General features: G+C 47.7%; 14 protein-coding genes, 1 tRNA gene and 3 rRNA genes. 1 reads left to right on the top strand and 17 read right to left on the bottom strand.

Going from position 1 to position 25,631, the window contains the following annotated elements; genetic code table 11:
- Positions 1-10: 10 nt before the first annotated feature.
- The 11 genes from disA to MKY73_RS01955 form a co-directional block, all read right to left on the bottom strand.
- Positions 11-1,087 carry a DNA integrity scanning diadenylate cyclase DisA gene (gene disA, locus MKY73_RS02005; protein WP_062836168.1) on the bottom strand — a complete coding sequence of 359 codons (1,077 nt, stop codon included), beginning with the start codon at positions 1,085-1,087 and terminating at the stop codon, positions 11-13.
- A 13-nt stretch (positions 1,088-1,100) separates the two neighbouring features.
- The gene (gene radA / locus MKY73_RS02000; protein WP_036671578.1) at positions 1,101-2,468 is read right to left on the bottom strand and encodes a DNA repair protein RadA; all 1,368 of its coding nucleotides are present in this window, start codon (positions 2,466-2,468) and stop codon (positions 1,101-1,103) included.
- Between the two features lie 261 nt (positions 2,469-2,729).
- On the bottom strand, positions 2,730-5,192 hold the full coding sequence (locus MKY73_RS01995; protein ID WP_339238032.1) for an ATP-dependent Clp protease ATP-binding subunit: 2,463 nt from the start codon (positions 5,190-5,192) through the stop codon (positions 2,730-2,732).
- Between the two features lie 182 nt (positions 5,193-5,374).
- Positions 5,375-6,445, bottom strand: coding sequence for a protein arginine kinase (locus tag MKY73_RS01990; RefSeq protein WP_339305446.1), 1,071 nt, complete (start codon positions 6,443-6,445; stop codon positions 5,375-5,377).
- A 28-nt stretch (positions 6,446-6,473) separates the two neighbouring features.
- Complete coding sequence (locus tag MKY73_RS01985) at positions 6,474-6,998, bottom strand: UvrB/UvrC motif-containing protein (RefSeq protein WP_339238036.1); 525 nt, start codon at positions 6,996-6,998, stop codon at positions 6,474-6,476.
- A 31-nt stretch (positions 6,999-7,029) separates the two neighbouring features.
- Positions 7,030-7,491, bottom strand: coding sequence for a CtsR family transcriptional regulator (locus MKY73_RS01980; protein WP_062836165.1), 462 nt, complete (start codon positions 7,489-7,491; stop codon positions 7,030-7,032).
- A 461-nt stretch (positions 7,492-7,952) separates the two neighbouring features.
- On the bottom strand, positions 7,953-9,128 hold the full coding sequence (locus MKY73_RS01975) for a GNAT family N-acetyltransferase (RefSeq protein ID WP_339305445.1): 1,176 nt from the start codon (positions 9,126-9,128) through the stop codon (positions 7,953-7,955).
- Positions 9,129-9,305: 177 nt separating this feature from the next.
- Positions 9,306-9,422, bottom strand: a 5S ribosomal RNA gene (gene rrf, locus MKY73_RS01970).
- 143 nt (positions 9,423-9,565) lie between these two features.
- Positions 9,566-12,490: ribosomal RNA gene (locus MKY73_RS01965) — 23S ribosomal RNA — on the bottom strand.
- Positions 12,491-12,706: 216 nt separating this feature from the next.
- A tRNA-Ala gene (locus tag MKY73_RS01960) sits at positions 12,707-12,782 on the bottom strand.
- A 107-nt stretch (positions 12,783-12,889) separates the two neighbouring features.
- Positions 12,890-14,441: ribosomal RNA gene (locus tag MKY73_RS01955) — 16S ribosomal RNA — on the bottom strand.
- The 16S, 23S and 5S rRNA genes sit together here with 1 tRNA gene alongside, the layout of an rRNA operon.
- A gap of 763 nt (positions 14,442-15,204) precedes the next feature.
- Between MKY73_RS01955 and MKY73_RS01950 the strand changes: the two genes are divergently transcribed.
- Positions 15,205-16,569 carry a molybdopterin-dependent oxidoreductase gene (locus MKY73_RS01950; protein WP_339305444.1) on the top strand — a complete coding sequence of 455 codons (1,365 nt, stop codon included), beginning with the start codon at positions 15,205-15,207 and terminating at the stop codon, positions 16,567-16,569.
- A gap of 122 nt (positions 16,570-16,691) precedes the next feature.
- Here MKY73_RS01950 and ligA read toward each other — a convergent pair whose 3' ends face one another.
- The 6 genes from ligA to rfbB form a co-directional block, all read right to left on the bottom strand.
- Entirely contained in the window at positions 16,692-18,713 is a 2,022-nt protein-coding gene (gene ligA, locus MKY73_RS01945; RefSeq protein ID WP_339305443.1) for an NAD-dependent DNA ligase LigA, read from the bottom strand.
- Positions 18,714-18,978: 265 nt separating this feature from the next.
- The gene (gene pcrA / locus MKY73_RS01940; RefSeq protein ID WP_339238044.1) at positions 18,979-21,333 is read right to left on the bottom strand and encodes a DNA helicase PcrA; all 2,355 of its coding nucleotides are present in this window, start codon (positions 21,331-21,333) and stop codon (positions 18,979-18,981) included.
- A 481-nt stretch (positions 21,334-21,814) separates the two neighbouring features.
- On the bottom strand, positions 21,815-22,519 hold the full coding sequence (locus MKY73_RS01935) for a heptaprenylglyceryl phosphate synthase (RefSeq protein WP_339305441.1): 705 nt from the start codon (positions 22,517-22,519) through the stop codon (positions 21,815-21,817).
- 178 nt (positions 22,520-22,697) lie between these two features.
- Positions 22,698-23,573, bottom strand: a complete 876-nt coding sequence (locus tag MKY73_RS01930; protein ID WP_339238048.1) for a phosphatidylinositol-specific phospholipase C/glycerophosphodiester phosphodiesterase family protein — start codon at positions 23,571-23,573, stop codon at positions 22,698-22,700.
- Between the two features lie 133 nt (positions 23,574-23,706).
- Positions 23,707-24,588 carry a dTDP-4-dehydrorhamnose reductase gene (rfbD, locus tag MKY73_RS01925; RefSeq protein ID WP_339305439.1) on the bottom strand — a complete coding sequence of 294 codons (882 nt, stop codon included), beginning with the start codon at positions 24,586-24,588 and terminating at the stop codon, positions 23,707-23,709.
- Complete coding sequence (rfbB, locus tag MKY73_RS01920) at positions 24,585-25,610, bottom strand: dTDP-glucose 4,6-dehydratase (protein WP_339305437.1); 1,026 nt, start codon at positions 25,608-25,610, stop codon at positions 24,585-24,587. The genes rfbD and rfbB overlap by 4 nt, the downstream gene beginning before the upstream one ends.
- Positions 25,611-25,631: the final 21 nt, after the last annotated feature.

Raw genomic sequence — 25,631 nt, 5'->3', positions numbered from 1 at the left:
AGGCAAACCCTTACATCTGTCTGTCGATAAACATCTGCTCCTGCAAACGTTTGAGGCCTTCCTTAATGGTCCGGGCTCGAACTTCACCAATACCGTCCACTTCGTCCAGTTCTTCAATTGTAGCCATAATAACATGAGGTAGTTGTTCAAATTGATCCACCAGGTTATGGATAATGACATTGGGCAGACGGGGGATCTTATTTAATACCCGGAATCCGCGAGGTGCAACCGAATCCTCTGACGTGGCCGCTGATGAAGGATAACCGAGCAGACGCACAATATGGTGTGCATCCAGTAATTCATCGTCCGACAATCTTTTCAGTCCCACGATAATTTCACGGATTTTGTCATCACTGTCGTCACGGGCATAGTCTTTATACAACAACCAGGCTTCTTCTTCCGTTGTACCCACAAGCTCTTCCATTTGCATGGAAATGAGTCGTCCCTCATTCCCGAGTTCATGAATGTATCGTTTGATTTCCGTTTTGATCCGCATCACCATCTCGGTACGCTGAATCACATTAACCACTTCGGGAATCGTCACCAGTTCCTCAAACTCAGAGGCACTCAGATTCGTAAGGGACTGTGTTAATACAGCTTTGTATTTCTCCAGGGTTTGAATCGCTTGATTCGCTTTGGTCAAAATAACCCCGATTTCCTTGAGGGAATAACGAAGTGTTCCCTGATACAAGGTAATGATATTCCGGCGCTGTGATATGGATACGACCAATTTACCCGTTTGCTTCGCTACACGCTCCGCCGTCCGGTGACGAATGCCCGTCTCTGATGAAGAGATCGAGGAATCGGGAATTAACTGGGTATTGGCGTAAAGAATACGCTTCAAATCTTCGCTAAGAATGATGGCTCCATCCATCTTAGCGAGTTCGTACAGATAGTTGGGGGAGAAGTCACAGTTAATTGAGAATCCCCCATCCACCACTTCCATGACTTCAGGGCTGTATCCTACAACAAGCAGTGCGCCCGTCTTGGCGCGCAGCACATTTTCCAGACCTTCGCGGAAAGGTGTACCTGGTGCGATCAGCCTTAATAATTCATTCATATTATCCAGTTGGCTCGAATCTTTCATCTTGTTATGCCCCCTAATCTAAAGCAACCGCTAGTGCATCTGCCACGGTATTCACACCGATCAGTTGTATCCCGCGAGGATGTTTCCAGCCCTTTAAGCTTTTTTCTGGTAAAATTACACGCTTGAAGCCCAGCTTCGCGGCTTCCTTCACTCGTTGTTCGGCTCGTGATACGGCTCGAACTTCACCTGTGAGACCAATCTCGCCAAAGATGACGTCATCTGGCTTGGTCGGTACATCTCTCAAACTGGAGGCAATGCTGACCGCAACCGCCAAATCTACCGCGGGCTCATCCAGCCTTACTCCACCAGCCACGTTAAGATATGCATCCTGGGTTTGTAAAAACATACCCATCCGTTTCTCCAGCACGGCAATGATCAGATTTAATCGATGCAAGTCTACTCCTGTTGCCATACGGCGGGGAGAAGGGAAATGGGTGGTCGAGATCAAAGCCTGCAATTCCACGAGCAAAGGACGTGTGCCCTCCATGCTGGCAACTACCGTAGAACCCGCTACACCCAGTGGGCGCTCCGACAAAAAGAGTTCTGACGGGTTGCCCACCTCACGAAGTCCATCCTCGCCCATCTCAAAAATGCCAATCTCATTGGTTGAACCAAAACGGTTCTTCACCGCACGCAACAGTCGATACGTATGATGCCGTTCTCCTTCAAAATAAAGCACACAATCCACCATATGTTCTAACATACGTGGACCGGCAATGGCACCTTCTTTGGTAACATGCCCCACAAGAACCGTTGCAATGCCTCTGCCTTTGGCAATCCGCATGAACCTAGACGTACATTCCCTTACCTGGGCTACACTACCCGGCGCACTGGTAACTTCGGGAAGATACACCGTCTGAATGGAGTCGATGACAAGAAAATGCGGCTGGATCTGATCCACCGCTTCCTCTACACGTTCCATATTGGTTTCACACAGCACATACAACTCGGCAGAGAGTGCCCCGAGACGATCCGCCCGCAATTTGGTTTGCTTGACTGATTCCTCACCGGAAACATATAACACACGTAGACCCGAATGCGTCAAAGCATGGGACGTCTGCAACATCAACGTTGATTTACCGATACCTGGGTCTCCACCCACCAGAACGAGTGAACCTGGAACGATTCCGCCACCCAATACCCGGTTCAACTCGCCGATTCCAGTCTGTACACGCGGTTCCTGACCGCTATCTATATCTATGATAGGAAGCGGTTTATCTTTACTGTCAAACAGAGGAGAATTTCTCCCTTGTGTTTTGACCACCGTCTCTGTTTCTTCCACCATTGAATTCCATGACTGACAACCCGGACACTTCCCGTACCACTTGGGGGCTTCATAGCCGCATTCCGTACATTGAAACTTGGTTTTAACTTTGGCCACTTCAGCACTCCTATAATTTAGTTTTATAACATCATTTTGCATTATTCGACGAATTTTGCCCAAACTCCCTGACGTGCAGGGTCACTAAAAGTTTACCATTGTTTGAGATTTTTCGTAAAGGATTATCGCAAACTTTACACATGTTCCTGACATAATCATGTCCGTCTTCTGTCCAAAATGCAAAAAATCCTCCCCGGCCGAAGCCGAGAAGGATTAACAATCAATACAAGCTTGAGTTCATTCTCCATAGCTTGTTACATATTATTTGGTTTCGATTTCCTCGTTAGAAGGAACAATCACGTCTTTTTTCGTTACTGACAGTGCACCGTTCTCTTCGTCAATGAGTAGTGAATCCCCTTTGGTTACGTTGCCTGTAAGCAACTCTTCAGACAATTTGTCCTCGATATGCTTCTGGATTGCCCGACGAAGCGGACGCGCACCGTAGGCTGGATCGAAGCCTGCTTTGGCAAGGAATTCCTTGGCATTGTCGGTAAGTTCGAAGTCAACCTCATATTCACGCAGCCGTTTGCGAAGCTCCTCACTCATGAGCGTAACAATCTCTGCAATGTGTTTCTGTTCCAGAGAGTGGAATACGATAATTTCATCAATCCGGTTAAGGAACTCTGGACGGAAGGATTTCTTCAGCTCATCCATGACTTTACCCTTCATGTTATCATAATCCGCACCTGCATCCACAACTGCTGTGAAACCAAGTGTCGAGTTACGTTTGATCGCTTCAGCACCCACGTTGGATGTCAGGATAATCAGTGTATTCCGGAAGTCAACAACGCGACCTTTGGAATCGGTCAGACGACCATCCTCAAGCACTTGCAGCAAGATATTGAATACTTCCGGATGTGCTTTCTCGATTTCATCGAGCAGGACAACGGAATATGGTTTGCGACGAACTTTCTCTGTCAGCTGGCCACCTTCTTCATATCCAACATATCCTGGAGGCGCACCGACGAGTCGGGAAGTCGAATGCTTCTCACCATACTCGGACATATCAATACGGATTACTGCATTTTCATCACCAAACATCGCTTCAGCCAGAGCACGAGCAAGTTCTGTTTTACCGACCCCTGTAGGACCGAGGAAGATAAATGAACCCATCGGACGTTTTGGATCTTTAAGTCCTGCACGCGCACGACGAACCGCACGACTGACCGACTTCACAGCCTCATCCTGGCCGATGACACGTTCATGCAGAATGGATTCCAGATTCATCAGGCGCTGTGTCTCTTCTTCTTTCAGCTTGTTGACCGGAATTCCTGTCCAGTTGGCTACCACTTGTGCGATATCCTCAGGTGTTACTTCGGAATCCGTGCGACCTTGTTTTTCTTTCCATTGGTTCTTCGTTACATCCAGCTCTTCACGGATTTTTTGTTCCGTATCACGTAGAGCGGCTGCTTTTTCGAACTCCTGACTTTGAACTGCAGCGTCTTTTTCCTTGCGGATATCTTCCAGACGGCTCTCCAGTTGTTTCAGGTTTGGTGGGATCGTGTAAGAGTTCAATCTTACTTTGGAACCCGCCTCGTCAATCAGGTCAATCGCTTTGTCTGGCAGGAAACGGTCTGTGATGTAACGGTCAGACAGCTTAACCGCCTGCACAATCGCTTCGTCCGTAATTTTCACGCGGTGATGCGCCTCATAACGGTCACGCAAGCCGTGCAAGATCTGAATCGCTTCTTCCGGAGAAGGCTGATCTACCGTAATCGGTTGGAAACGACGCTCAAGCGCTGCATCCTTCTCGATGTATTTGCGATATTCATCCAGTGTTGTCGCACCGATACATTGCAATTCTCCACGGGCCAGAGCCGGTTTCAAAATGTTAGAAGCATCGATGGCACCTTCAGCTCCGCCTGCGCCAATCAAGGTATGCAATTCGTCGATAAACAGGACAATGTTACCTGCTTGGCGAATCTCATCCATGATTTTTTTCAGACGATCTTCGAACTCACCACGATATTTGGTTCCAGCAACTACTGAACCCATATCCAGGGTCATTACGCGTTTGTCGCGCAATGTTTCGGGAATCTCATTGGCAATGATTTTTTGTGCAAGGCCTTCAGCAATCGCTGTTTTACCTACACCTGGCTCACCGATCAATACCGGGTTGTTCTTCGTACGACGGCTGAGCACCTGGATGACACGTTCAATTTCTTTGCTACGTCCAATAACCGGGTCAAGGTTATTCTCTCTGGCGTATGCCGTGAGGTCACGTGCCAGACTGTCCAGCGTTGGTGTGCTAACATTGGCAGGTGTTCCATTATGGCTGGATACAGCTTCACTGCTGCCAAGCAGCTGTAACACTTGTTGACGTGCTTTGTTCAGGCTGATACCCAGGTTATTGAGCACACGCGCTGCAACACCCTCGCCTTCACGAATCAATCCGAGCAGGATATGCTCTGTGCCTACATAGGTATGGCCCAATTTACGAGCTTCATCCATAGACAACTCAATTACTTTTTTCGCACGTGGCGTATATGCAATGTTGGTAGGCTGCTCTTGGCCACGGCCAATCAGCGTTTCTACTTCATCCTGAATTTTTTCCAATCCGAGTCCCAGGCCGATCAGTGCTTTGGCTGCGATGCCTTCGCCTTCACGAATGAGGCCGAGCAAAATATGCTCAGTACCGATGTTATTATGACCGAGACGGACAGCTTCTTCCTGCGCGAGTGCGAGCACCTTTTGGGCCCGTTCCGTAAATCTTCCAAACATCATATCTCCTGCACCTCCATGGTTTTGGATAAAACGAGGGGTTTCAAAACATACCCGTCGTATTCTTCATATCATTTTTGTTTGCAGCCGTGCTGCGAATAAAGTCATTCGGCATCGTACATGCCTTATTATATAAAAGCCGCAATGCGGCATGAAACCATAATTCAATACAATACCAGGCTAAGCTAGGACTGCTTCGCTGCATTGATCGTATCACGAATCAACTGAGCTCGATAGATGTCACGCTCATCTGTACGCATATCTTCCCCATATGTTTTCTGCAAAAATCCCGGCTGTGTCATCACATTCAACTCATTCATGACCGTGATCGACAGTCCATCCAACAAGCCGAGATCCACGCCGAGGCGTACATCCGATAAGCGCTGTGCTGCTTCCTTGGAATCAACAATAGCTGCATGGGACAATATGCCGTAAGAACGCATGACACGATCCGTAATTCGAAGTCTGGAGTCGGTAATTAACCGTTCTCTGGCAGTACGTTCATGACCAATCATCTGTAACACAACACCATGCAGGTTCTCGATGACTTCCTGTTCGGTCTGTCCCAGTGTAATCTGATTCGAGATCTGGAACAGGTTACCCATAGCTTCGCTGCCTTCACCGTATATGCCTCTTACAGTCAATCCCACTTGGGAAACTGCGGTTAAAATACGGCCAATCTGCTGCGTCATCACCAGGGCAGGCAGGTGCATCATGACAGATGCTCTGACACCTGTACCTACATTCGTAGGACAACTGGTTAAGTATCCTCTGCGATCATCAAAAGCATAATCCACGTGCGCTTCAAAAGCATCATCTATTGCGGAAGCTTTCTCCCAGGCTTCTTTCACCTGGAACCCCGGATAGAGGCACTGGATACGAAGATGATCCTCTTCATTAATCATAATACTGACAGACTCATCCTCACTGAGAATAACCGCACCATGTCTGGATTCATTCGCAAGACTTGGACTGATGAGATGCTTCTCCACCAGCACCCGTTTGTCGAGTTCGTCAATATCGATTAGATCCAAAGTATGAAAATCCCCAAAGGCATGAACGTCATCGTATTGAAGTACTTCGCTCAGCTTATTCAGCACCTCTTCCGATTGCTCATTGGAAGCCAGCATCGGAAACGGAACATGCTGAAGGTTGCGCGCAATCCGGACACGGCTGCTAATGACAATTTCGGAATCAGCCGCATCACTGCGCATCCAGTCGCTGAGCGCCTTCTCTGTAAAGCGCAGATTAGGCATTACGCATCCCTCCTACTCATGACAAACTTTACTCCTGAGCTATTCCTTTTTCAAGTTCTCGAATCTGGTCACGGATCTGAGCCGCCTCTTCAAATTCCTCTTGGGCGATGCTCTCTTGGAGCTCACGCTTCAAATCAGCAATTTGACGTTTCACCTTGATGCGACCACCAGCTCGTGCAGGTACTTTACCTACATGGGACGTACTACCATGAACCCGCTTGAACAAAGGGTCCAGACGGCTGTCAAAATATTTATAACATGAACTGCAGCCAAATCGGCCTATCTTGCTGAATTGTGCGTACGTCATACCGCACTCTTCACACTGAAGTGCCTTTGCAGGTGGTGTTCCTGCCGATCCACTTTTGCCTGCTGGATCAAAATCAAGTAACCCGGACAACAAGTTGTGAATGGAAAATCCACCTGCTGTTCCAGGAATCATTTCCCCTTTTTCACGGGCACATGACTCACAAATATGGAATTCCGTCTTCTCTCCATTTACGATCTTCGTAAAATGCAGTGTCGCCGGACGTTTATTGCATTCTTGGCACAGCATAATGATGTACCTCCTTTGACCCCGATAGTTTTCATTTACCGAGCAAAGATATTAGCATCGCCTTTAACATTCTGGCACGAATTTGATCCCGGTAAGGAAGTTTGACCAATATAACCTCTCTAGATACAGCAGCTCGCATCAAACCAGCTTCACGCTTGCTCAAGAAACGTGCTTCTTCCAATTGATAAATCAAACCTTCGGCAGCTGTCTGCCCGATCTCATCACCAATACTATGGTGCAAATGGTTATGCAGAGCTGATTGGGCTGGTAATTCAATGCGCTGTATGCGAACATAACCACCACCGCCGCGTTTACTCTCTACCAGGTATCCCTTCTCGAGTGTAAAACGTGTGCTGATGACATAATTGATCTGGGAAGGTACACATGAGAATTGATCTGCCAGATCATTACGCTGAATTTCAACCATTCCTTCGGGACTTTCATGCAAAATACTCTTCAGATATCGTTCGATAATATCAGAGATATTACGCATCCAATCATCCTCCACTGTCTGAAACGTTAAGTCAATAAGGACCCACACGCCCCCACAGAGTACACCTTCTCTACCCATTTAACCAATCCAGGAAACAGCGAATCTTGCTTCCACAGGAGTCAACAGGAGAGCGAAGGAAGCACGAAGGTCCTTTAATATTCCCTTGATCCTCCGATGAGATGAATCACGTATAGTGGCGATCATGCATCAGATTGTAGAAAGAAAGCTACTTAAGTATTAAACCTTTAGTTGACTTTGACTTTCTTTGACTTTATATACATTATAGCATATTTTGTGGGTTTGCCAAGTGGGGGCACTATTCATTTTTTACGATTTTACACGAAATATTCCCCAGACACAAAAAAACCTCTCCAAAACTGCTGGAGAAGTCCATTTGTCTTTCAATTACGCCTTATTTGTATATAAGCTAATCCAGTTAAATCGAGTAGTGGAAGTAGTCATCAGAAGAAATCGAGTAAATAGGTTTCCCGTTCAGGAATCGCTTGTTCCAAAGCCTTGATTGCTGAGTTCGGTCCGTGAATTCTTCCCATTCCTGCCATTTCCGTTGGTCTGCGATATCCCATCAGCACCGCAGTAAGGGCTTGAATATCTACCTTAATAGTCTGATCCTCAGTAACTGGCTCCGAAGTTTTCCATATGGATGCTGTTCCATTCATTGCTACGTTCAATTGCCATACTCCTTCATTCCACGAAGCGTGGGAATCCTCTACCTGTAGAACAATCTGAACTGGTGAGTCCTGACTTGCAAATGGATATTGAGATATAAACTGCTCCACACTAACGATACGCGCCATAAAATAAGGTACGATCTCCTGCTGAATCCGTGGATTATCCAACTGGAAAGCAAGCGTATCACTGGCAGGTGCCTGTAACGTAACTTCCTGGATCATGGAATCATGGTTAGCAATAAAGGTCCATAGTCCTTGCCGAGCCTCTTCATTTAGATAGATAATCTCTTTAATGGTAAACTTATTTTCCTTAACCTCATATAAAAGATAACCTTGTGCTGCATTAGCTTCATCGTAATATACAGCCTTTTGGCTGCTTCCATTAACAAGAACTGAATTCTCCCACCTTGCATCGTCCCGTACCAGCGTTCCGTTATAGCGTTCAGCATAAGCACTGTATACTTCCTTTAATACACTGAGGCCCGGATCCCCACGCCGAATTGTTCCAGGTGTCGCTTTTTTCGAAGGCAAATGAGCAGTTGGCACTTTATACCGTTTAAATTCCACATATGTCTCCCATCCATACTTTCGATAGAAACCAAAAGAGAATGGATGCAAGAACGATATACTTTGTTTGTTACGATTCATTTCCTCCAACGCATGCTTGAGCAGACCCGCTACCCAGCCTTTGCGTCTATATTCTGGCCAGGTGGCTACACCCGCAATACCGCCCATCTCGAACGATCTACCATGAATATAGGTTTGAAAAGGAATAATGTGAAGTTTGGCTCCTAACTGGCCATCCTCATATACACCCCATATATCCTGTGACGAAAATTGACTCAGCCGTTTTTCTTTTTGTTCTTCACTCATTACTACTTGAAAAGCGTATTCGGAGAGTGCCATCGCCGGTTCAAAATCATCTACCGTCAATTTTTGAATTTCCATGTCGTCCTACACCCCATTCACTAGAGTTGTTATCAATCCATGATGGCCTGATATCTGATATATGTACCTCTTTGAGTGTGTCAGAGGATTCCTATAAAGTCAAATAAGAGATGCTTGCGCATCCCTTAAAATAAACAAATAAAAACCACCACCGAATAACATCGGCAGTGGTTCTTCGCTTGGCGGCGTCCTACTCTCCCAGGACCCTGCGGTCCAAGTACCATCGGCGCTAGAGGGCTTAACGGTCGTGTTCGGGATGGGTACGTGTGGAACCCCTCCGCCATCGCCACCAAACGCGATTTGTCGAAGCAAAGCTTCTTGAAATCAGTTATGGAACTGAAAATCATACACACGTTCTGTGATGTACCAATTTTCATTTCAGAGATCATTCTCTGAAAACTAGATTCGAAACGAAACATGCGAATTACAACCTGCTATTGGATAAGCCCTCGACCGATTAGTACTGGTCAGCTCCATGCATTGCTGCACTTCCACCCCCAGCCTATCTACCTCGTCGTCTTCAAGGGGTCTTACATACTGGGAAATCTCATCTTGAGGGGGGCTTCACGCTTAGATGCTTTCAGCGTTTATCCCGTCCGTACATAGCTACCCAGCGGTGCTCCTGGCGGAACAACTGGTACACCAGCGGTACGTCCATCCCGGTCCTCTCGTACTAAGGACAGCTCCTCTCAAATTTCCTACGCCCACGACAGATAGGGACCGAACTGTCTCACGACGTTCTGAACCCAGCTCGCGTACCGCTTTAATGGGCGAACAGCCCAACCCTTGGGACCTACTTCAGCCCCAGGATGCGATGAGCCGACATCGAGGTGCCAAACCTCCCCGTCGATGTGGACTCTTGGGGGAGATAAGCCTGTTATCCCCAGGGTAGCTTTTATCCGTTGAGCGATGGCCCTTCCATGCGGTACCACCGGATCACTAAGCCCGACTTTCGTCCCTGCTCGACTTGTAGGTCTCGCAGTCAAGCTCCCTTATGCCTTTGCACTCTTCGAATGATTTCCAACCATTCTGAGGGAACCTTTGGGCGCCTCCGTTACTCTTTAGGAGGCGACCGCCCCAGTCAAACTGCCCACCTGACACTGTCCCCGCACCGGATTACGGTACCAGGTTAGAACCTAGATACGATCAGGGTGGTATCCCAACGTTGCCTCCACGCAAGCTGGCGCTCACGCTTCAAAGGCTCCCACCTATCCTGTACAGATCGTACCCAAATTCAATATCAAGCTGCAGTAAAGCTCCATGGGGTCTTTCCGTCTTGTCGCGGGTAACCTGCATCTTCACAGGTATTAAAATTTCACCGGATCTCTCGTTGAGACAGCGCCCAAGTCGTTACGCCATTCGTGCGGGTCAGAATTTACCTGACAAGGAATTTCGCTACCTTAGGACCGTTATAGTTACGGCCGCCGTTTACTGGGGCTTCGGTTCACAGCTTCGGATTGCTCCTAACCACTCCCCTTAACCTTCCAGCACCGGGCAGGCGTCAGCCCGTATACTTCGCCTTACGGCTTCGCACAGACCTGTGTTTTTGCTAAACAGTCGCTTGGGCCTTTTCACTGCGGCCCCCTCGTGCTATTCACACTACCGGGGCACCCCTTCTCCCGAAGTTACGGGGTCATTTTGCCGAGTTCCTTAACGAGAGTTCTTCCGCGCGCCTTAGAATACTCTTCTCGCCTACCTGTGTCGGTTTGCGGTACGGGCACCTTCACCTGGCTAGAGGCTTTTCTTGGCAGTGTGAGATCATGACCTTCGCTACTATAATTTTCGCTCCCCATCACAGCTCAGCCTTATGATGTGCGGATTTGCCTACACATCAGCCTCACTGCTTAGACGGACATCCATCAGTCCGCGTCACTACCCTACTGCGTCCCCCCATTGCTCATAACGGCTTACGGTGGTACAGGAATTTCGACCTGTTGTCCTTCGACTACGCCTTTCGGCCTCGCCTTAGGTCCCGACTTACCCTGAGCGGACGAGCCTTCCTCAGGAACCCTTAGGCTTTCGGCGGATCAGATTCTCACTGATCTTTTCGTTACTCATACCGGCATTCTCACTTGTATAATGTCCAGCGCTCCTTACGGTACACCTTCAACCCTTATACAACGCTCCCCTACCCCTGATGCAAGCATCAAGCCATAGCTTCGGTGGTGTGTTTAGCCCCGTTACATTTTCGGCGCAGAGTCACTCGACCAGTGAGCTATTACGCACTCTTTCAATGGTGGCTGCTTCTAAGCCAACATCCTGGTTGTCTGTGCAACTCCACATCCTTTCCCACTTAACACACACTTGGGGACCTTAGCTGATGGTCTGGGCTGTTTCCCTTTTGACAATGGATCTTAGCACTCACTGTCTGACTCCCGGAAGTAAGTCTATGGCATTCGGAGTTTGACTGAGCTTGGTAACCCTTGCGGGCCCCGCACCCAATCAGTGCTCTACCTCCACGACTCTGTTTTCCGAGGCTAGCCCTAAAGCTATTTCGGGGAGAACCAGCTATCTCCGAGTTCGATTGGAATTTCTCCGCTACCCCCACCTCATCCCCGCACTTTTCAACGTGCGTGGGTTCGGGCCTCCAGTGCGTGTTACCGCACCTTCACCCTGGACAGGGGTAGATCACCCGGTTTCGGGTCTACGTCCACGTACTATGTCGCCCTATTCAGACTCGCTTTCGCTGCGGCTCCGGCTCTTCACCTTAACCTTGCACGGGAACGTAACTCGCCGGTTCATTCTACAAAAGGCACGCCATCACCCCTAAAACGGGCTCTGACTTTTTGTAAGCACACGGTTTCAGGTTCTATTTCACTCCCCTTCCGGGGTGCTTTTCACCTTTCCCTCACGGTACTGCTTCACTATCGGTCGCTAGGAAGTATTTAGCCTTGGCAGATGGTCCTGCCGGATTCATACGGGGTTTCACGTGCCCCGCACTACTCGGGATCCGTCTCGGAGGGAACAGACTTTCAATTACAGGGCTTTTACCTTCTTTGGCGGGCCTTTCCAGACCTCTTCGCTTAACCGGTTCCTTTGTAACTCCATGTGAGACGTCCCACAACCCCAAAGAGCAAGCTCTCTGGTTTGGGCTTCTCCGCGTTCGCTCGCCGCTACTGACGGAATCACTATTGTTTTCTCTTCCTCAGGGTACTTAGATGTTTCAGTTCCCCTGGTATGCCTCTACACAACCTATGTATTCAGTTGTGAGTAACTGGAAATTACCCCAGCTGGGTTTCCCCATTCGGACACCCCCGGATCAAAGCTTGCTTACAGCTCCCCGAGGCAGTTTCGTTGTTCGCCACGTCCTTCATCGGCTCCTAGCGCCTAGGCATCCTCCGTGTGCTCTTAGTAGCTTAACCAAATTGCTCCGGTTTCGATCGCTCGCTTCCCTTGTTTTGGACTGCGTCCAAAGCCAAAAGTCGCTCCCACTCGATACCATCGCAACAGCAATTAACTACCGTTTTTATTGAAACTTGTTATACACAAGTTCAGCTAAAAAGGAATGTTCTAATTCGCATTTTACTTTCGTTTCGATATCTAGTTTTCAAAGAACAAGCCAAATAGATGAAATTGTTTGGTGGAGCCAAGCGGGATCGAACCGCTGACCTCCTGCTTGCAAGGCAGGCGCTCTCCCAGCTGAGCTATGGCCCCTCAAATTCCATCAAAACTGAACAAATGGATAAGTAACTGTGTTGCTGTTGCAGGTTCTAAGAACCTGCATATTTGAATGTTTCCACTCGGGAAACGATTCTCCATAGAAAGGAGGTGATCCAGCCGCACCTTCCGATACGGCTACCTTGTTACGACTTCACCCCAATCATCTATCCCACCTTCGGCGGCTGGCTCCTTGCGGTTACCCCACCGACTTCGGGTGTTATAAACTCTCGTGGTGTGACGGGCGGTGTGTACAAGACCCGGGAACGTATTCACCGCGGCATGCTGATCCGCGATTACTAGCAATTCCGACTTCATGCAGGCGAGTTGCAGCCTGCAATCCGAACTGAGACCGGCTTTTTAGGATTCGTTCCACCTCGCGGCTTCACAGCCCGTTGTACCGGCCATTGTAGTACGTGTGTAGCCCAGGTCATAAGGGGCATGATGATTTGACGTCATCCCCACCTTCCTCCGGTTTGTCACCGGCAGTCACCTTAGAGTGCCCATCCGAAATGCTGGCAACTAAGATCAAGGGTTGCGCTCGTTGCGGGACTTAACCCAACATCTCACGACACGAGCTGACGACAACCATGCACCACCTGTCTCCTCTGTCCCGAAGGAAAGATACATCTCTGTACCGATCAGAGGGATGTCAAGACCTGGTAAGGTTCTTCGCGTTGCTTCGAATTAAACCACATACTCCACTGCTTGTGCGGGTCCCCGTCAATTCCTTTGAGTTTCAGTCTTGCGACCGTACTCCCCAGGCGGAGTGCTTAATGTGTTAACTTCGGCACCAAGGGTATCGAAACCCCTAACACCTAGCACTCATCGTTTACGGCGTGGACTACCAGGGTATCTAATCCTGTTTGCTCCCCACGCTTTCGCGCCTCAGCGTCAGTTACAGCCCAGAGAGTCGCCTTCGCCACTGGTGTTCCTCCACATATCTACGCATTTCACCGCTACACGTGGAATTCCACTCTCCTCTTCTGCACTCAAGTCACCCAGTTTCCAGTGCGATCCGGGGTTGAGCCCCGGGATTAAACACCAGACTTAAATGACCGCCTGCGCGCGCTTTACGCCCAATAATTCCGGACAACGCTTGCCCCCTACGTATTACCGCGGCTGCTGGCACGTAGTTAGCCGGGGCTTTCTTCTCAGGTACCGTCACCTTGAGAGCAGTTACTCTCCCAAGCGTTCTTCCCTGGCAACAGAGCTTTACGATCCGAAAACCTTCATCACTCACGCGGCATTGCTCCGTCAGGCTTTCGCCCATTGCGGAAGATTCCCTACTGCTGCCTCCCGTAGGAGTCTGGGCCGTGTCTCAGTCCCAGTGTGGCCGATCACCCTCTCAGGTCGGCTACGCATCGTCGCCTTGGTGAGCCGTTACCCCACCAACTAGCTAATGCGCCGCAGGCCCATCCCCAAGTGACAGATTGCTCCGTCTTTCCAGTTTCCTTCAGGCGAAGAAAACAACTATTCGGTATTAGCTACCGTTTCCGGTAGTTGTCCCAAACTTGAGGGCAGGTTGCCTACGTGTTACTCACCCGTCCGCCGCTAAGTCTCAAAGAAGCAAGCTTCTTATCAACTCCGCTCGACTTGCATGTATTAGGCATGCCGCCAGCGTTCGTCCTGAGCCAGGATCAAACTCTCCAATGAAGATGAATTTCGTCAGCGTGGTTAACGCTGTGAAACTCATCGGGGTATTGAAAAGAGCGATAAGCTCATTTTGAATCTGACGATTCATTGTGAATCAAAAGTTACTATCCATTTGTTCAGTTTTCAAGGAACTTGTATGTCCGTTTTTGTTGATGTTTGTCAACCGGACAGGAATCTTATCGTATCATGTTAACTAATTTACTGTCAACACTTTGTTTTTGTCACCTTTCAAGTGATTATGATAATCATTCGTTTGAAGCGACAAGAAATAATATATCATGTCATGATTTATTTAGCAAGCATTTTTTATCAACCATCTATTATCATAAAATCTTCTTAAACGGCACCTTGCTTCCAACCTATATGCGACACATTAACACAATATCTGAAACAAAGATGAAAACCTTACAAAGGCTGCTCTCTATATCAATGAAACGATCATTTCTATATACATTGTATACTTCTATAACCATGAATAATAAGGATCTAAATAAAGATTAGCTAGAGCCCCGATCGGTATAACACCCTTGCCCTCCTGTTGGTTTGAAGAAAGTGATCCAAAAACTCTATAATAAGGTATATAGATATAGGGATGGGATAAGCAATTAAATGTAACACTTCATGTGGTGTGGTTAATTCATGAACATACGTTAGCTGTTTCATACGAACTTTTAACTCAGATATCGTACTCCATTCACAACTGGCTATTACATAACCAATTTCTGAATAAACTCATTACTAAATCTATATGGGGTGATCACACTTGAAACAATGGCTGAAGAATAGACGCAAAGGTTACGGCAAAAAGTTGGTTTCGATCCATGCTTGGAATGCCTGGATTGTTGTAATCCTTGCTATATCAGGTCTTATGTTAGTTGGAGGCTTTTGGCGTGAGATCCTTGGAATCGGGCGTGTATGGTTAAAATGGCTGCATATCATCGTTGGGCTAGCTATGCTGGCACCCGTCGTATATTACTTGATTTTGGCCGGAAAGCACTGGAAACAGCTTCGTAATAGACCTTGGCAAAGGGCGAACACCGTCTTTGTTCTTGCGCTGCTGGTAGGATGGCTACTCTCAGGTATAGTATTATGGCAGTTCAAGCTGGCTGGACCCCGATGGTCGAATGCTGCACTCTTGATCCATGACCTGCTGACTTGGGTGGGCTTACCTTATATTATCTATCACTCAATAACTCGGACCAAATGGTTAAAGGACCCTGCACGTCGTGCGGTTAAAACCACTACAACTTCAACACGAGCTCAAAATGCAGCTGATTCAATATTAGATGAAAAAGAAACTCCGGCTGCTATATCTTCTTCCCAGTTTGATCGTAATCCCGAGAGAGATTCTCTCAAACCAGAGCAGCGACCTCAACCTGTGTATACACGCCGAGCTTTCATCCGTTCTGCCGTGGGGGTTGGTCTTGCCGTCACACTCGGACCTACTTTTATATCCTGGGTAGGACGCAATCTCAAAATTGATAACAGTATCGACAGTATGCTGGAGAACGATCCTAACCGTATGGTTCCTTTGCCACAACCGCTGTCTGCATCTTCACCTCCCATTGGAGGCGGAGCTGAAGGTCATTTCCGCGTATATACGGTTACGCCCATACCGTCCTTCTCCAATGCTAACTGGTCTTTCCGTATTGATGGATTGGTTGAAAGGGCACAGGTCTGGAATTGGGAACAGTTCGTGAAGCTCGCGCGTACCGTACAGGTTAGTGATTTCCACTGTGTAACAGGATGGTCTGTGTATAAAAATACCTGGGAAGGGATTTCACTTGCACAGCTTTTGAAGCAAGCCGGGGTCAAACCCGAGGCTCATAGTGTGAAGTTTTATTCCGGTGATGGTGTGTATACAGATGCGATTACAATGGATCAAGCACAAATGGAGGATATTATGGTGGCTGTCATGCATGATGGCAAACCCATCCCAGCCGATCTTGGCGGTCCGGTACGGCTCGTCATCCCTCAAATGTATGCATACAAATCAGTAAAATGGTTGAATCGCATTGAACTCATCGACAGTGAACATATTGGTTACTGGGAAGAGCGAGGATATGACAAGGATGCATGGCTTACAGGCGCATCTCAGCGCATCCCTAACAATTTGAGTGGATCATGATTAGATAAGATTGATGAGCGTTCATTCGTTGTATCAAATAATTCAATAAACAGCAAAAGCCCCCGATCACGTATCCGTGTCTTCGGGGGCTTTCTTTAGAAACTCTTTTGTTCGTTTATCCTCTAACCCTGTGGGTTCAAAAGGCGTACAAGTTCGTCCTCATCCTCAATCGTTGGAATACCGAGATCATGGGCTTTGGTTAGTTTACTACCTGCCTTCTCTCCGGCAATAACCAGATCTGTCTTTTTCGATACACTGCCAGTCACCTTCGCTCCGAGCGCTTCCAGTCTTTGCGTCGCCTCTTCCCGCGTCAATTGGTGGAGCGTTCCGGTCAGGACGACCGTTTTACCACTGAAGAAGGAATCTTCCACAACAACAACTTCTGACACCTCAGGTGCCTGGGCTTTCACACCCAAGTTGAGCATCTTCTCAATCGCAGCCTGTGTAAACGGATCTGCAAAGAAAGTTACGATACTCTCCGCCACAATACCACCAACGTCAGGTAGTTCAACCAATTCTTCTACAGTTGCATTCATAATGGCGTGCAGATCTCGGTAATGATCCGCAAGCATACGCGTGGTAGATTTACCTGTGTTCGGTATACCCAGTGAGTATAGGAACGAAGCCAGATCACGATCCTTACTGAGCTCTAGCGCAGCAAGAAGGTTGTTCGCTTTCTTTTCGCCAAACCGTTCCAGCTTCACCAGATCATCAAACTGTAACGTATACAGGTCAGCAGGCTCACGCACATTCAATTCATCGTACAGCTGAATCGCTGTTTTCTCACTGAATGTCTCAATATCCATGGCATCACGGGAAGCAAAATGGGAAATACGCGCCACCGTCTGTGGTTTACATGCCAGTCTGTTGTTACAGAACAGGTGCGCTCCACGTTGCTCGAGCGGGAATCCACATGCTGGGCACTGCTCAGGGAAGACGATCTCCTCGCCATCACTTTCCTCAGTCACTTTACCCAAAATTTCTGGAATGACATCATTGGAGCGGCGAATAAAGACCCGAGTGCCCAGAGCAAACTTCAGATTTTTGCGCTCAATATCGCCAACATTGTTCAGGGTACAGTTCTGTACCGTTACCCCGGCAAGTTCAACCGGTTCTACGCGTGCCAGCGGAGTTACTTTGCCAGTACGGCCCACATTCCATACCACAGCATTAAGAACCGTCGTAGTCTCTTCCGCCTCGAATTTATATGCTACCGCCCAGCGAGGGAATTTATCGGTATAACCCAATACCTCACGGGTGCGCATGTCCGTAATTTTGATTACCGCTCCATCGATCAGATAGTCCAACTGACCCCGGTTCTCCTGAATCGCAGCCAATTGTTCCATGACATCATCAAATTCGTGGAAGTACGTGATGGATGGATTAACTTTGAAGCGGTTCTCACGCAAGAAGTCCATCATCTGCTCATGATTGGCGAACTGAATGTCATCCGAATAACCTACGTTATAGAAATAAGCATTCAGTCTACGCTCAGCCGTCGCCTTTGGATTCAGGTTACGCAGTGCTCCCGCTGCTGCATTCCGCGCATTCTTGAGCGGTTCTGCCGCTGTCTCGTTGTATCGCTCCAGGACAGACAGGTTCATGATACCTTCACCCTGTACTTCAATCGTGCCGCTTGTGTAAGGAATTTTGAGCGGGACCGATCTGATCGTTCTTACTTGAGCCAAAATACCTTCGCCTACAGTACCGTTCCCTCGTGTGGAGGCTTGCACCAACTCACCGTTGGTGTACGTCAGGTTCAGCGTCAATCCGTCAAATTTCAACTCAATGACGTAACCTGGTTCTGGTAAAGGCGTGTCAGGATTTTTACTGTTATAGTCATTAATCAGTTTCAGTACACGGGTATTCCAGCTGCGTAGCTGCTCAATATTCTGCGCTTTATCCAGACTCCATAATGCAGATAAATGGCGATGTGGGGTAAACCCTTTGAGCAGTTCGCCGCCCACACGCTGTGTTGGAGAATCAGGCAGAACCATGCCGCTTTCCTGTTCCAGCGTAACCAGTTCATCGTACAGAAGATCATACTCCTTGTCGCTAATCTGTGGCTGATCCATCGTGTAGTACTGATAATTATGCTGGTTCAGCTCGGTAACGAGTTGCTCCATCCGGTGCATCGGGTCCATACAGGGCCATCCCTCCGTTAATTTGATCTATATATGTAGAACGAACACTCCTCTTGCGCGTGAACTCCGATAACAGAATAACTTTCCGATCGCTGTTATCCCCAGATTTCTTTTAATTCATCTTAAAAGGTAGAAATCCAGGGATAAAGGCGAACGTCTTGCTTCTTCAAGTTATTTCTGTTCTCTCCGTTAACGTGCGGATGCAGTTTTCCTTAGAAAAGTTATTTCTGTTCTCTCGCTAATCGTGCAAAAGGAAGTTTCGTTCTTATTCTACTTTGGTAATCGGGGCAAAACCGGCAAGCAAACGTTTCACGCCAACCGGAGCCGGGAATGCAATCTGCAGTTCGGTGTCATTCCCTGTTCCTTTGACTGCAACGATTGTGCCTGTCCCCCATTTGCCATGTTGCACTTTGTCTCCTGCCTTAAACCCTGCTTCACCATTCGAAGCTGCCGGCTTGGAAGCAGATGATGGCGTAGAGTATGTCGGGCGGGAAGTACTTGTAGTCACACGCGAAGTTGGCGTGGATGAGGTAGCAGATGAACCGCTCTTGCTTTGATGATCAAAGAGCTTGGTACCACCACCGAAGTTACTTCCTCCACTGGAACCTAGTCCCCGTCCACCATATGAGCCGCCTCCGCTACTGCCACGGCGGTAACGATCACGAGCCATGGAAGTGTCTTCCTTCAGCTCATCCGGAATTTCGTCCAGGAAGCGGGAAGGTGGATTTGCGGTGGTGCGTCCAAACAAGGTACGCATCTGGGCACAAGACAGGAAAAGTTGCTCTTCTGCACGAGTAATCCCTACATAAGCAAGTCGGCGTTCTTCCTCCAGCTCTTCATTATCCATAAAGGCACGGCTATGCGGGAAGACTCCTTCTTCCATACCCACGATGAAGACAACCGGGAACTCCAGACCTTTGGCACTGTGCATGGTCATCAGGGTAACCGCATCGCTCTGATCCTCTTCATCATCGTTCATGCTGTCGATGTCCGCAATCAATGCAAGATCGGTGAGGAATGATACGAGCGTTTTGTCTTCATTATTTTTCTCAAATTCCATGGTTACGGACAGGAACTCATCAATGTTCTCGAGCCGTGCACGAGATTCGAGTGTATTTTCATTTTGCATCTCAAGACGATATTGGCTCATCTCCAGGATCTTCTCGGTCAATTCAGTTACAGACAGATATTCTACCATCTGATGCAGAGCAGCGATCATGTCATAGAACTCCACCAATGCATTACGCGTACGTCCAGCAAAACCAAGATCATCCACGACCTGAAGTACTCGGAAAATGGAAATTCCACGCTCTCCTGCCGCAGCCGCGAGCTTCGCTACCGTTGTATCCCCGATGCTACGCTTCGGTACATTAATGATCCGGGTAAGACTGATATCATCGTCGGGATTGGATAACAGGCGCAGATACGCCAGAATGTCCTTGATCTCTTTGCGATCATAGAACTTGATGCCGCCGACAATCTGATACGGAATATCAGACTTGATCAGAATTTCCTCTATAACCCGGGACTGGGCGTTGGTACGGTATAAAATGGCATGGTTCTGATAGGATTTGCCGTTCTTCACATTTTTACTAATCTCGGAGGTTACAAAATACCCCTCATCATGTTCGGAATCCGCACGGTACACCTTGATCTTCGAACCACCCTCTTTGTCCGTCCACAGTTTCTTCGGTTTACGCCCTGTATTAAGGCCGATCACTTCATTCGCTGCATTCAGGATATTGGACGTAGAACGATAGTTCTGTTCCAGCAAAATCGTATTTGCTTCTGGGTAGTCTTTCTCAAAGTTCAGGATATTGCTGATATCGGCCCCGCGCCAGCGATAGATCGACTGGTCACTATCCCCTACAACACAGATGCGGTGGTGACTGTCAGCAAGCATGCGGCACAGCATGTACTGTGCACGGTTCGTATCCTGATACTCGTCGACATGGATGTACTGGAATTTCTTTTGATAAAAGTCGAGGACTTCCGGTACTTCCTTGAACAGTTGAATCGTCTGCATAATAAGATCATCGAAATCGAGTGAGTTGTTGGCTCTTAACCTTTTCTGATACATCTTATATATTTTGGCTACAATACCCTCGAAATAGTCTCCTGCCTGCTTCTCATATTGCTCCGGACTGATCAGTTCATTCTTGGCCGTGCTCATCATCGATTGAACTGCTTTGGGTTCGAATTTCTTCGTATCGATATTCTGGTCTTTCATACAGCTGCGAATAACAGATAATTGGTCCGATGAGTCCAGAATACTGAAGTTGGATGTAAAGCCAATACGTTCAATATCTCGGCGCAAAATACGCACGCACATGGAGTGGAACGTGGATACCCAAATATCGCGGCCTTGGGAGCCACCAACCAGTTGGGAAACCCGGTCCTGCATCTCACGGGCGGCTTTATTCGTAAAGGTAATCGCTAAAATGCCCCACGGGGGTGCTTTCCGTGTTGCAATGAGGTAGGCAATCCGGTGTGTCAGCACCCTTGTTTTGCCGGAGCCCGCTCCGGCCATAATCAGCAGCGGGCCATCCGTCGCCTCGACGGCTTGCCGTTGAGGGGTGTTAAGCCGTGCAACGGCATCATGTATATTTACAGGTTGCATGCATGCATGCTCCTTTCGTTGGTTGGTCTTGTATAAGTGATCTATCCATTACACTTGGACTTCGATTACAGCAGCATCTTCCGATCGTCGTTATCCCCAGATTTTTTGATTCCCTTTATTAAAGGGAAAATCCGGCGATAAATACGAACACTTCGTTTCTTCAGATTGCTCCTGCACTCTCCGTTTCCGTGTAAACATAGCCTATATACGAATTGTTGGTAAGAGGTGAAAATCCGGTAATAAAGGCGAACGCTCCGCTTCTCCAGCTTTTTTCTGTCCTCTGCGTTCTCGTGTAAAAATTAGTTTAGCTTATATTTAAGAGTAGTAAAAAAAGAGAAAACTTCGTTTTTGTGTAAATATAGTTCCTTTATACGAATTTCCTACTCGTGTAAACGACATTACGCTCATATAACTTCTTAAAATTAGTAAGGGCAAAGTTCTATTTTAACAGATCATAAGGGGAAAATGGGGGAATGGTAAACTAAACCGTTTCATCGGTACCTTTTACGGCAAACACCGTTTCAAGCGCTTTGTTCAAATCACTATACACGATGTTACCTACAACGATGGTATCCGCCACCTGAGCAGCTTGCGCGGCTTTCTCCGGCTCATCAATTCCGCCGCCGTAGATGAGGTGTGCCCGCTCCAACTGTCTGTGTGTCTCACCAACAAGCTCCATATCTCCGAACGTTCCGCTGTACTCCATGTATACAATAGGAAGATGGAGCAGACGTTCCGCAGCCTGGGCATATGCCACCGCAGCTCCTGTCGTCAGATCCGTATCCGCACCCGTCAACCGTGCTACCGTGGAGTTTGCATTAAGCACAATATAACCCTCGGCAATCAGCAGATCCCATGGGATCAGATAGCCGTAACGCTCTATAGCCTTCTGGTGGTGCCCAATCATCCATTTGCTGTCCGTTGCATTCAGGACCATCGGGATCAGATATCCGTCAAACCCGGGAACAACAGCCTCCAGATCCGATACTTCAAGCACACAGGGCAGCTCATAGCGACGCACACGGGACATCAGGTCTACCGTGTTATCATAAGTAATTCCTGAAGATCCACCGACGATAATTGCATCGGTCCCCGACATGCAGACCTGATCAAGTTCTTCGTCCGTAATCTCCCGGTCCGGGTCAAGCTTAAATACATGTCTCCACTGCTTAATCATGTCTATCAACGAACATTCCTCCAGAGGTTCTTCTGCATCCTAGAAAGCTTGTAAACTAAGTCTAAGTCAGCAGACAGTGAGTGTCAATGTTCGTATAAAAAGGGGAACAGAAAATCACAGACATTTCCCTGTTCTGGTATGGAAAAGCCTGTGATTTGGATTTTGTAATGATTGTAATTACGACATTTTACGGTTTCCAGGCAAACCGTGTATTCATCTCATCCAGTTCCTGCTCCGTCAGCACGTCCGAGTACACCCCATACACGCCCCACTTCTCATAGTTAGCCACCTGTTCAGTGTCATTTATGGTATGCACGTAAGTAACTGAGCCTGCACTATTAAGCTTGGCGACGAAATTCTGGTTTACTTTATACTCCGGCATGGTCACGGCATCAATATCATTTTTTTGCACAAAATCAACAACCTGATCTTCTGTATCCTGTGTGGCGTATAACGTATAGATAATGGAAGGGAATGCATAGACTTCTTTCACCGTTTCAAGCATGGGTTCGTTGTAGATCTGTACAACCACGCGATCAAGCACGGAGGGATCATGTTCTTTGGCAGCATCCACGAGGGATCTTAACACCTGCTGTATATCTTCATCCTTCTGTTCCTTGGTATCGGTTACGATATACATATCCGGGTATTTAGCCAGTACATCTATAATGCCGTCGGCATCCATGGGTTGGTACATACCCAGAATAGGCGTATTCATGAACTCATCATGTGTCAGCGCCCCGGCTTGTTTTTCCTCGGGAAGCTCTTGGTCCTGTCCTAGCATTTTACTCATATTAGCGGTCCACTCATGTCTGGCTACGGCTTTGCGATCCGAGGTCAGCATAAAGTCGATCTCAAAAACACGTGTGCCTTTCTCGTAATTGGCGATCATCGCTTCATATGCGTTGGTATATGGTTGATCACGAATGCTGCCCATCGCATGGGCGATTAATCTATAAGCGGTAAATCCGTCCCGTTGTTCCTCACTCTCGCTTTCATAGGCGAAAAAGAGTGTGCCCACGGTAACGATCAGTAGTATTAACACGGCGGCAATGCGTTTCATATCACATTCACATCCTCAGTATCTTTTTGTTAGCTAACTACCCGAATTGAGGAGATGTAAAACAAAATAGCCGCTTGAAGGCGGCTGTTAAATAGAGGATATATTTTAGATAAATCTCGGACTATCAACATGCTCAGTCCTTTTGCTGTACACTCAACTCATTCAAAAATGCAATCAGCGCCTCACGCCAGTGTCTCAGAGGTTGCAGACCGTTCGTTCGAATCGCCAAATGATCCATGACCGAGTATGCAGGACGAGGGGCAGGACGCGGAAACTGAACGGTTGTGCATGGCGTAAGTTCGGCCGTTGGCTTGAATCCATTCTGCTTATTGGCTTCTTCTTTTATTGCCTCTGCAAACTCGTACCATGTGCACGTTCCTGAATTTGAAGCATGGTAGATACCATATTTTCTGCTCGTAGAAAGGGTATGAATGAATCGGGCAAGATCCACCGTATAGGTAGGTGAACCTTGTTGGTCATGAACCACTTGAAGTTGTGGACGCTTCACCATAAGTTCCAGCATGGTTTTGACAAAATTACTGCCATGCACGCCAAACACCCATGATGTTCGAATGATAAACCATTGCGTACACAAACTTTGAACCAGCCGTTCCCCGGCAAGCTTCGACTTGCCATAAACACTCTGTGGATTCGTTACATCGTACTCCCGGTATGGTGTACTCCCGCTCCCATCGAATACATAATCGGTGCTGATATATACCAGCTTTGCTTTCACACTCTGGGCGGCAACTGCAATATTTCTAGTACCTGATGCATTGATTGCGAATGCTGTATCCTCATCTGCCTCAGCCTGATCGACAGCCGTATAAGCAGCGCAGTGAATAATGATGTGCGGGCGGAACGTTGTAATTATATCTGTACACTGCTGTTGATCGGTAATATCCATCTGCTTCTTGTCACAGGCCAATACCTGATGACCCTCTGCTTCAAAGGTCTCCACCACATCATAACCCAGCTGTCCGGCTGCGCCAGTCACCATAACTCTATAGTTCATTTGGATGAATCACCCATCCGTTTACCGTACTGAAGCTGAACATAGTCCTGATATGTGCCTGATTGAATTCTCGTCCACCAGTCTTGATGCTTCAGATACCATTGAATAGTCTCCTTGATCCCTGTCTCAAAATTGTGGGCGGGTTGCCAGCCAAGCTCTGTACGTATCTTGGTAGGATCTATACCGTAACGTCGGTCATGTCCCAACCGATCTTGTACATATTGTATCAAACTCGCTGGCTTACCCAGTTGCTCCAATACGCTCTCCACAATGTATATATTAGTACGTTCATTATTACCACCAATGTTGTACACTTCTCCAGATTGTCCATTATGAATTACCAGATCAATCGCGCTACAGTGATCCTCGACATAAAGCCAGTCACGAATATTGAGCCCGTCACCATATACCGGGATGGCTTCATCATTCAATGCCCGGGATATAATCAGCGGAATCAGTTTCTCCGGGAATTGAAAAGGCCCATAGTTATTGGAGCAACGTGTAATATTTACGGGAAGTCCAAAGGTTTCATGATAGGCTCTTACAAGCAGGTCCCCGCCAGCTTTACTTGCAGAGTAAGGACTGTTTGGCATCAAAGGTGTATTTTCAGTAAATAAACCCGTCGGACCTAGTGATCCATATACCTCATCCGTCGATACCTGAACAAATTTGGTGACTTGATATTTCTTTGCCGCATCCAGCAGAACCTGAGTACCCATCACATTGGTACGTACAAAGATATCCGGGGATAGAATACTTCGATCCACATGAGACTCGGCAGCGAAATTCACTACCACATCAATGCCTTGGGAAAAAACAGTTTCCATCTGCTGTATATCTGCAATATCTGCTTGGATGAAGGTATATCGGGGATTGGACTCTACCGTATGCAAGTTCTCCAAGTTCCCCGCATACGTTAATGCATCCACATTGATAATCTCATAACTCGGATGTTCACGAAGCATATATAGCACAAAGTTGCTGCCGATAAATCCGGCCCCACCCGTAACCAGTAGTTTCATGCTGTCACTCTCCCTCTGCCT

The sequence above is a fragment of the Paenibacillus sp. FSL R5-0519 genome (assembly GCF_037974275.1).
GTDB lineage: Bacteria > Bacillota > Bacilli > Paenibacillales > Paenibacillaceae > Paenibacillus.
Note: the sequence above shows the minus strand (reverse complement) of the source record. Positions and strands in the feature narration are given on the sequence as shown.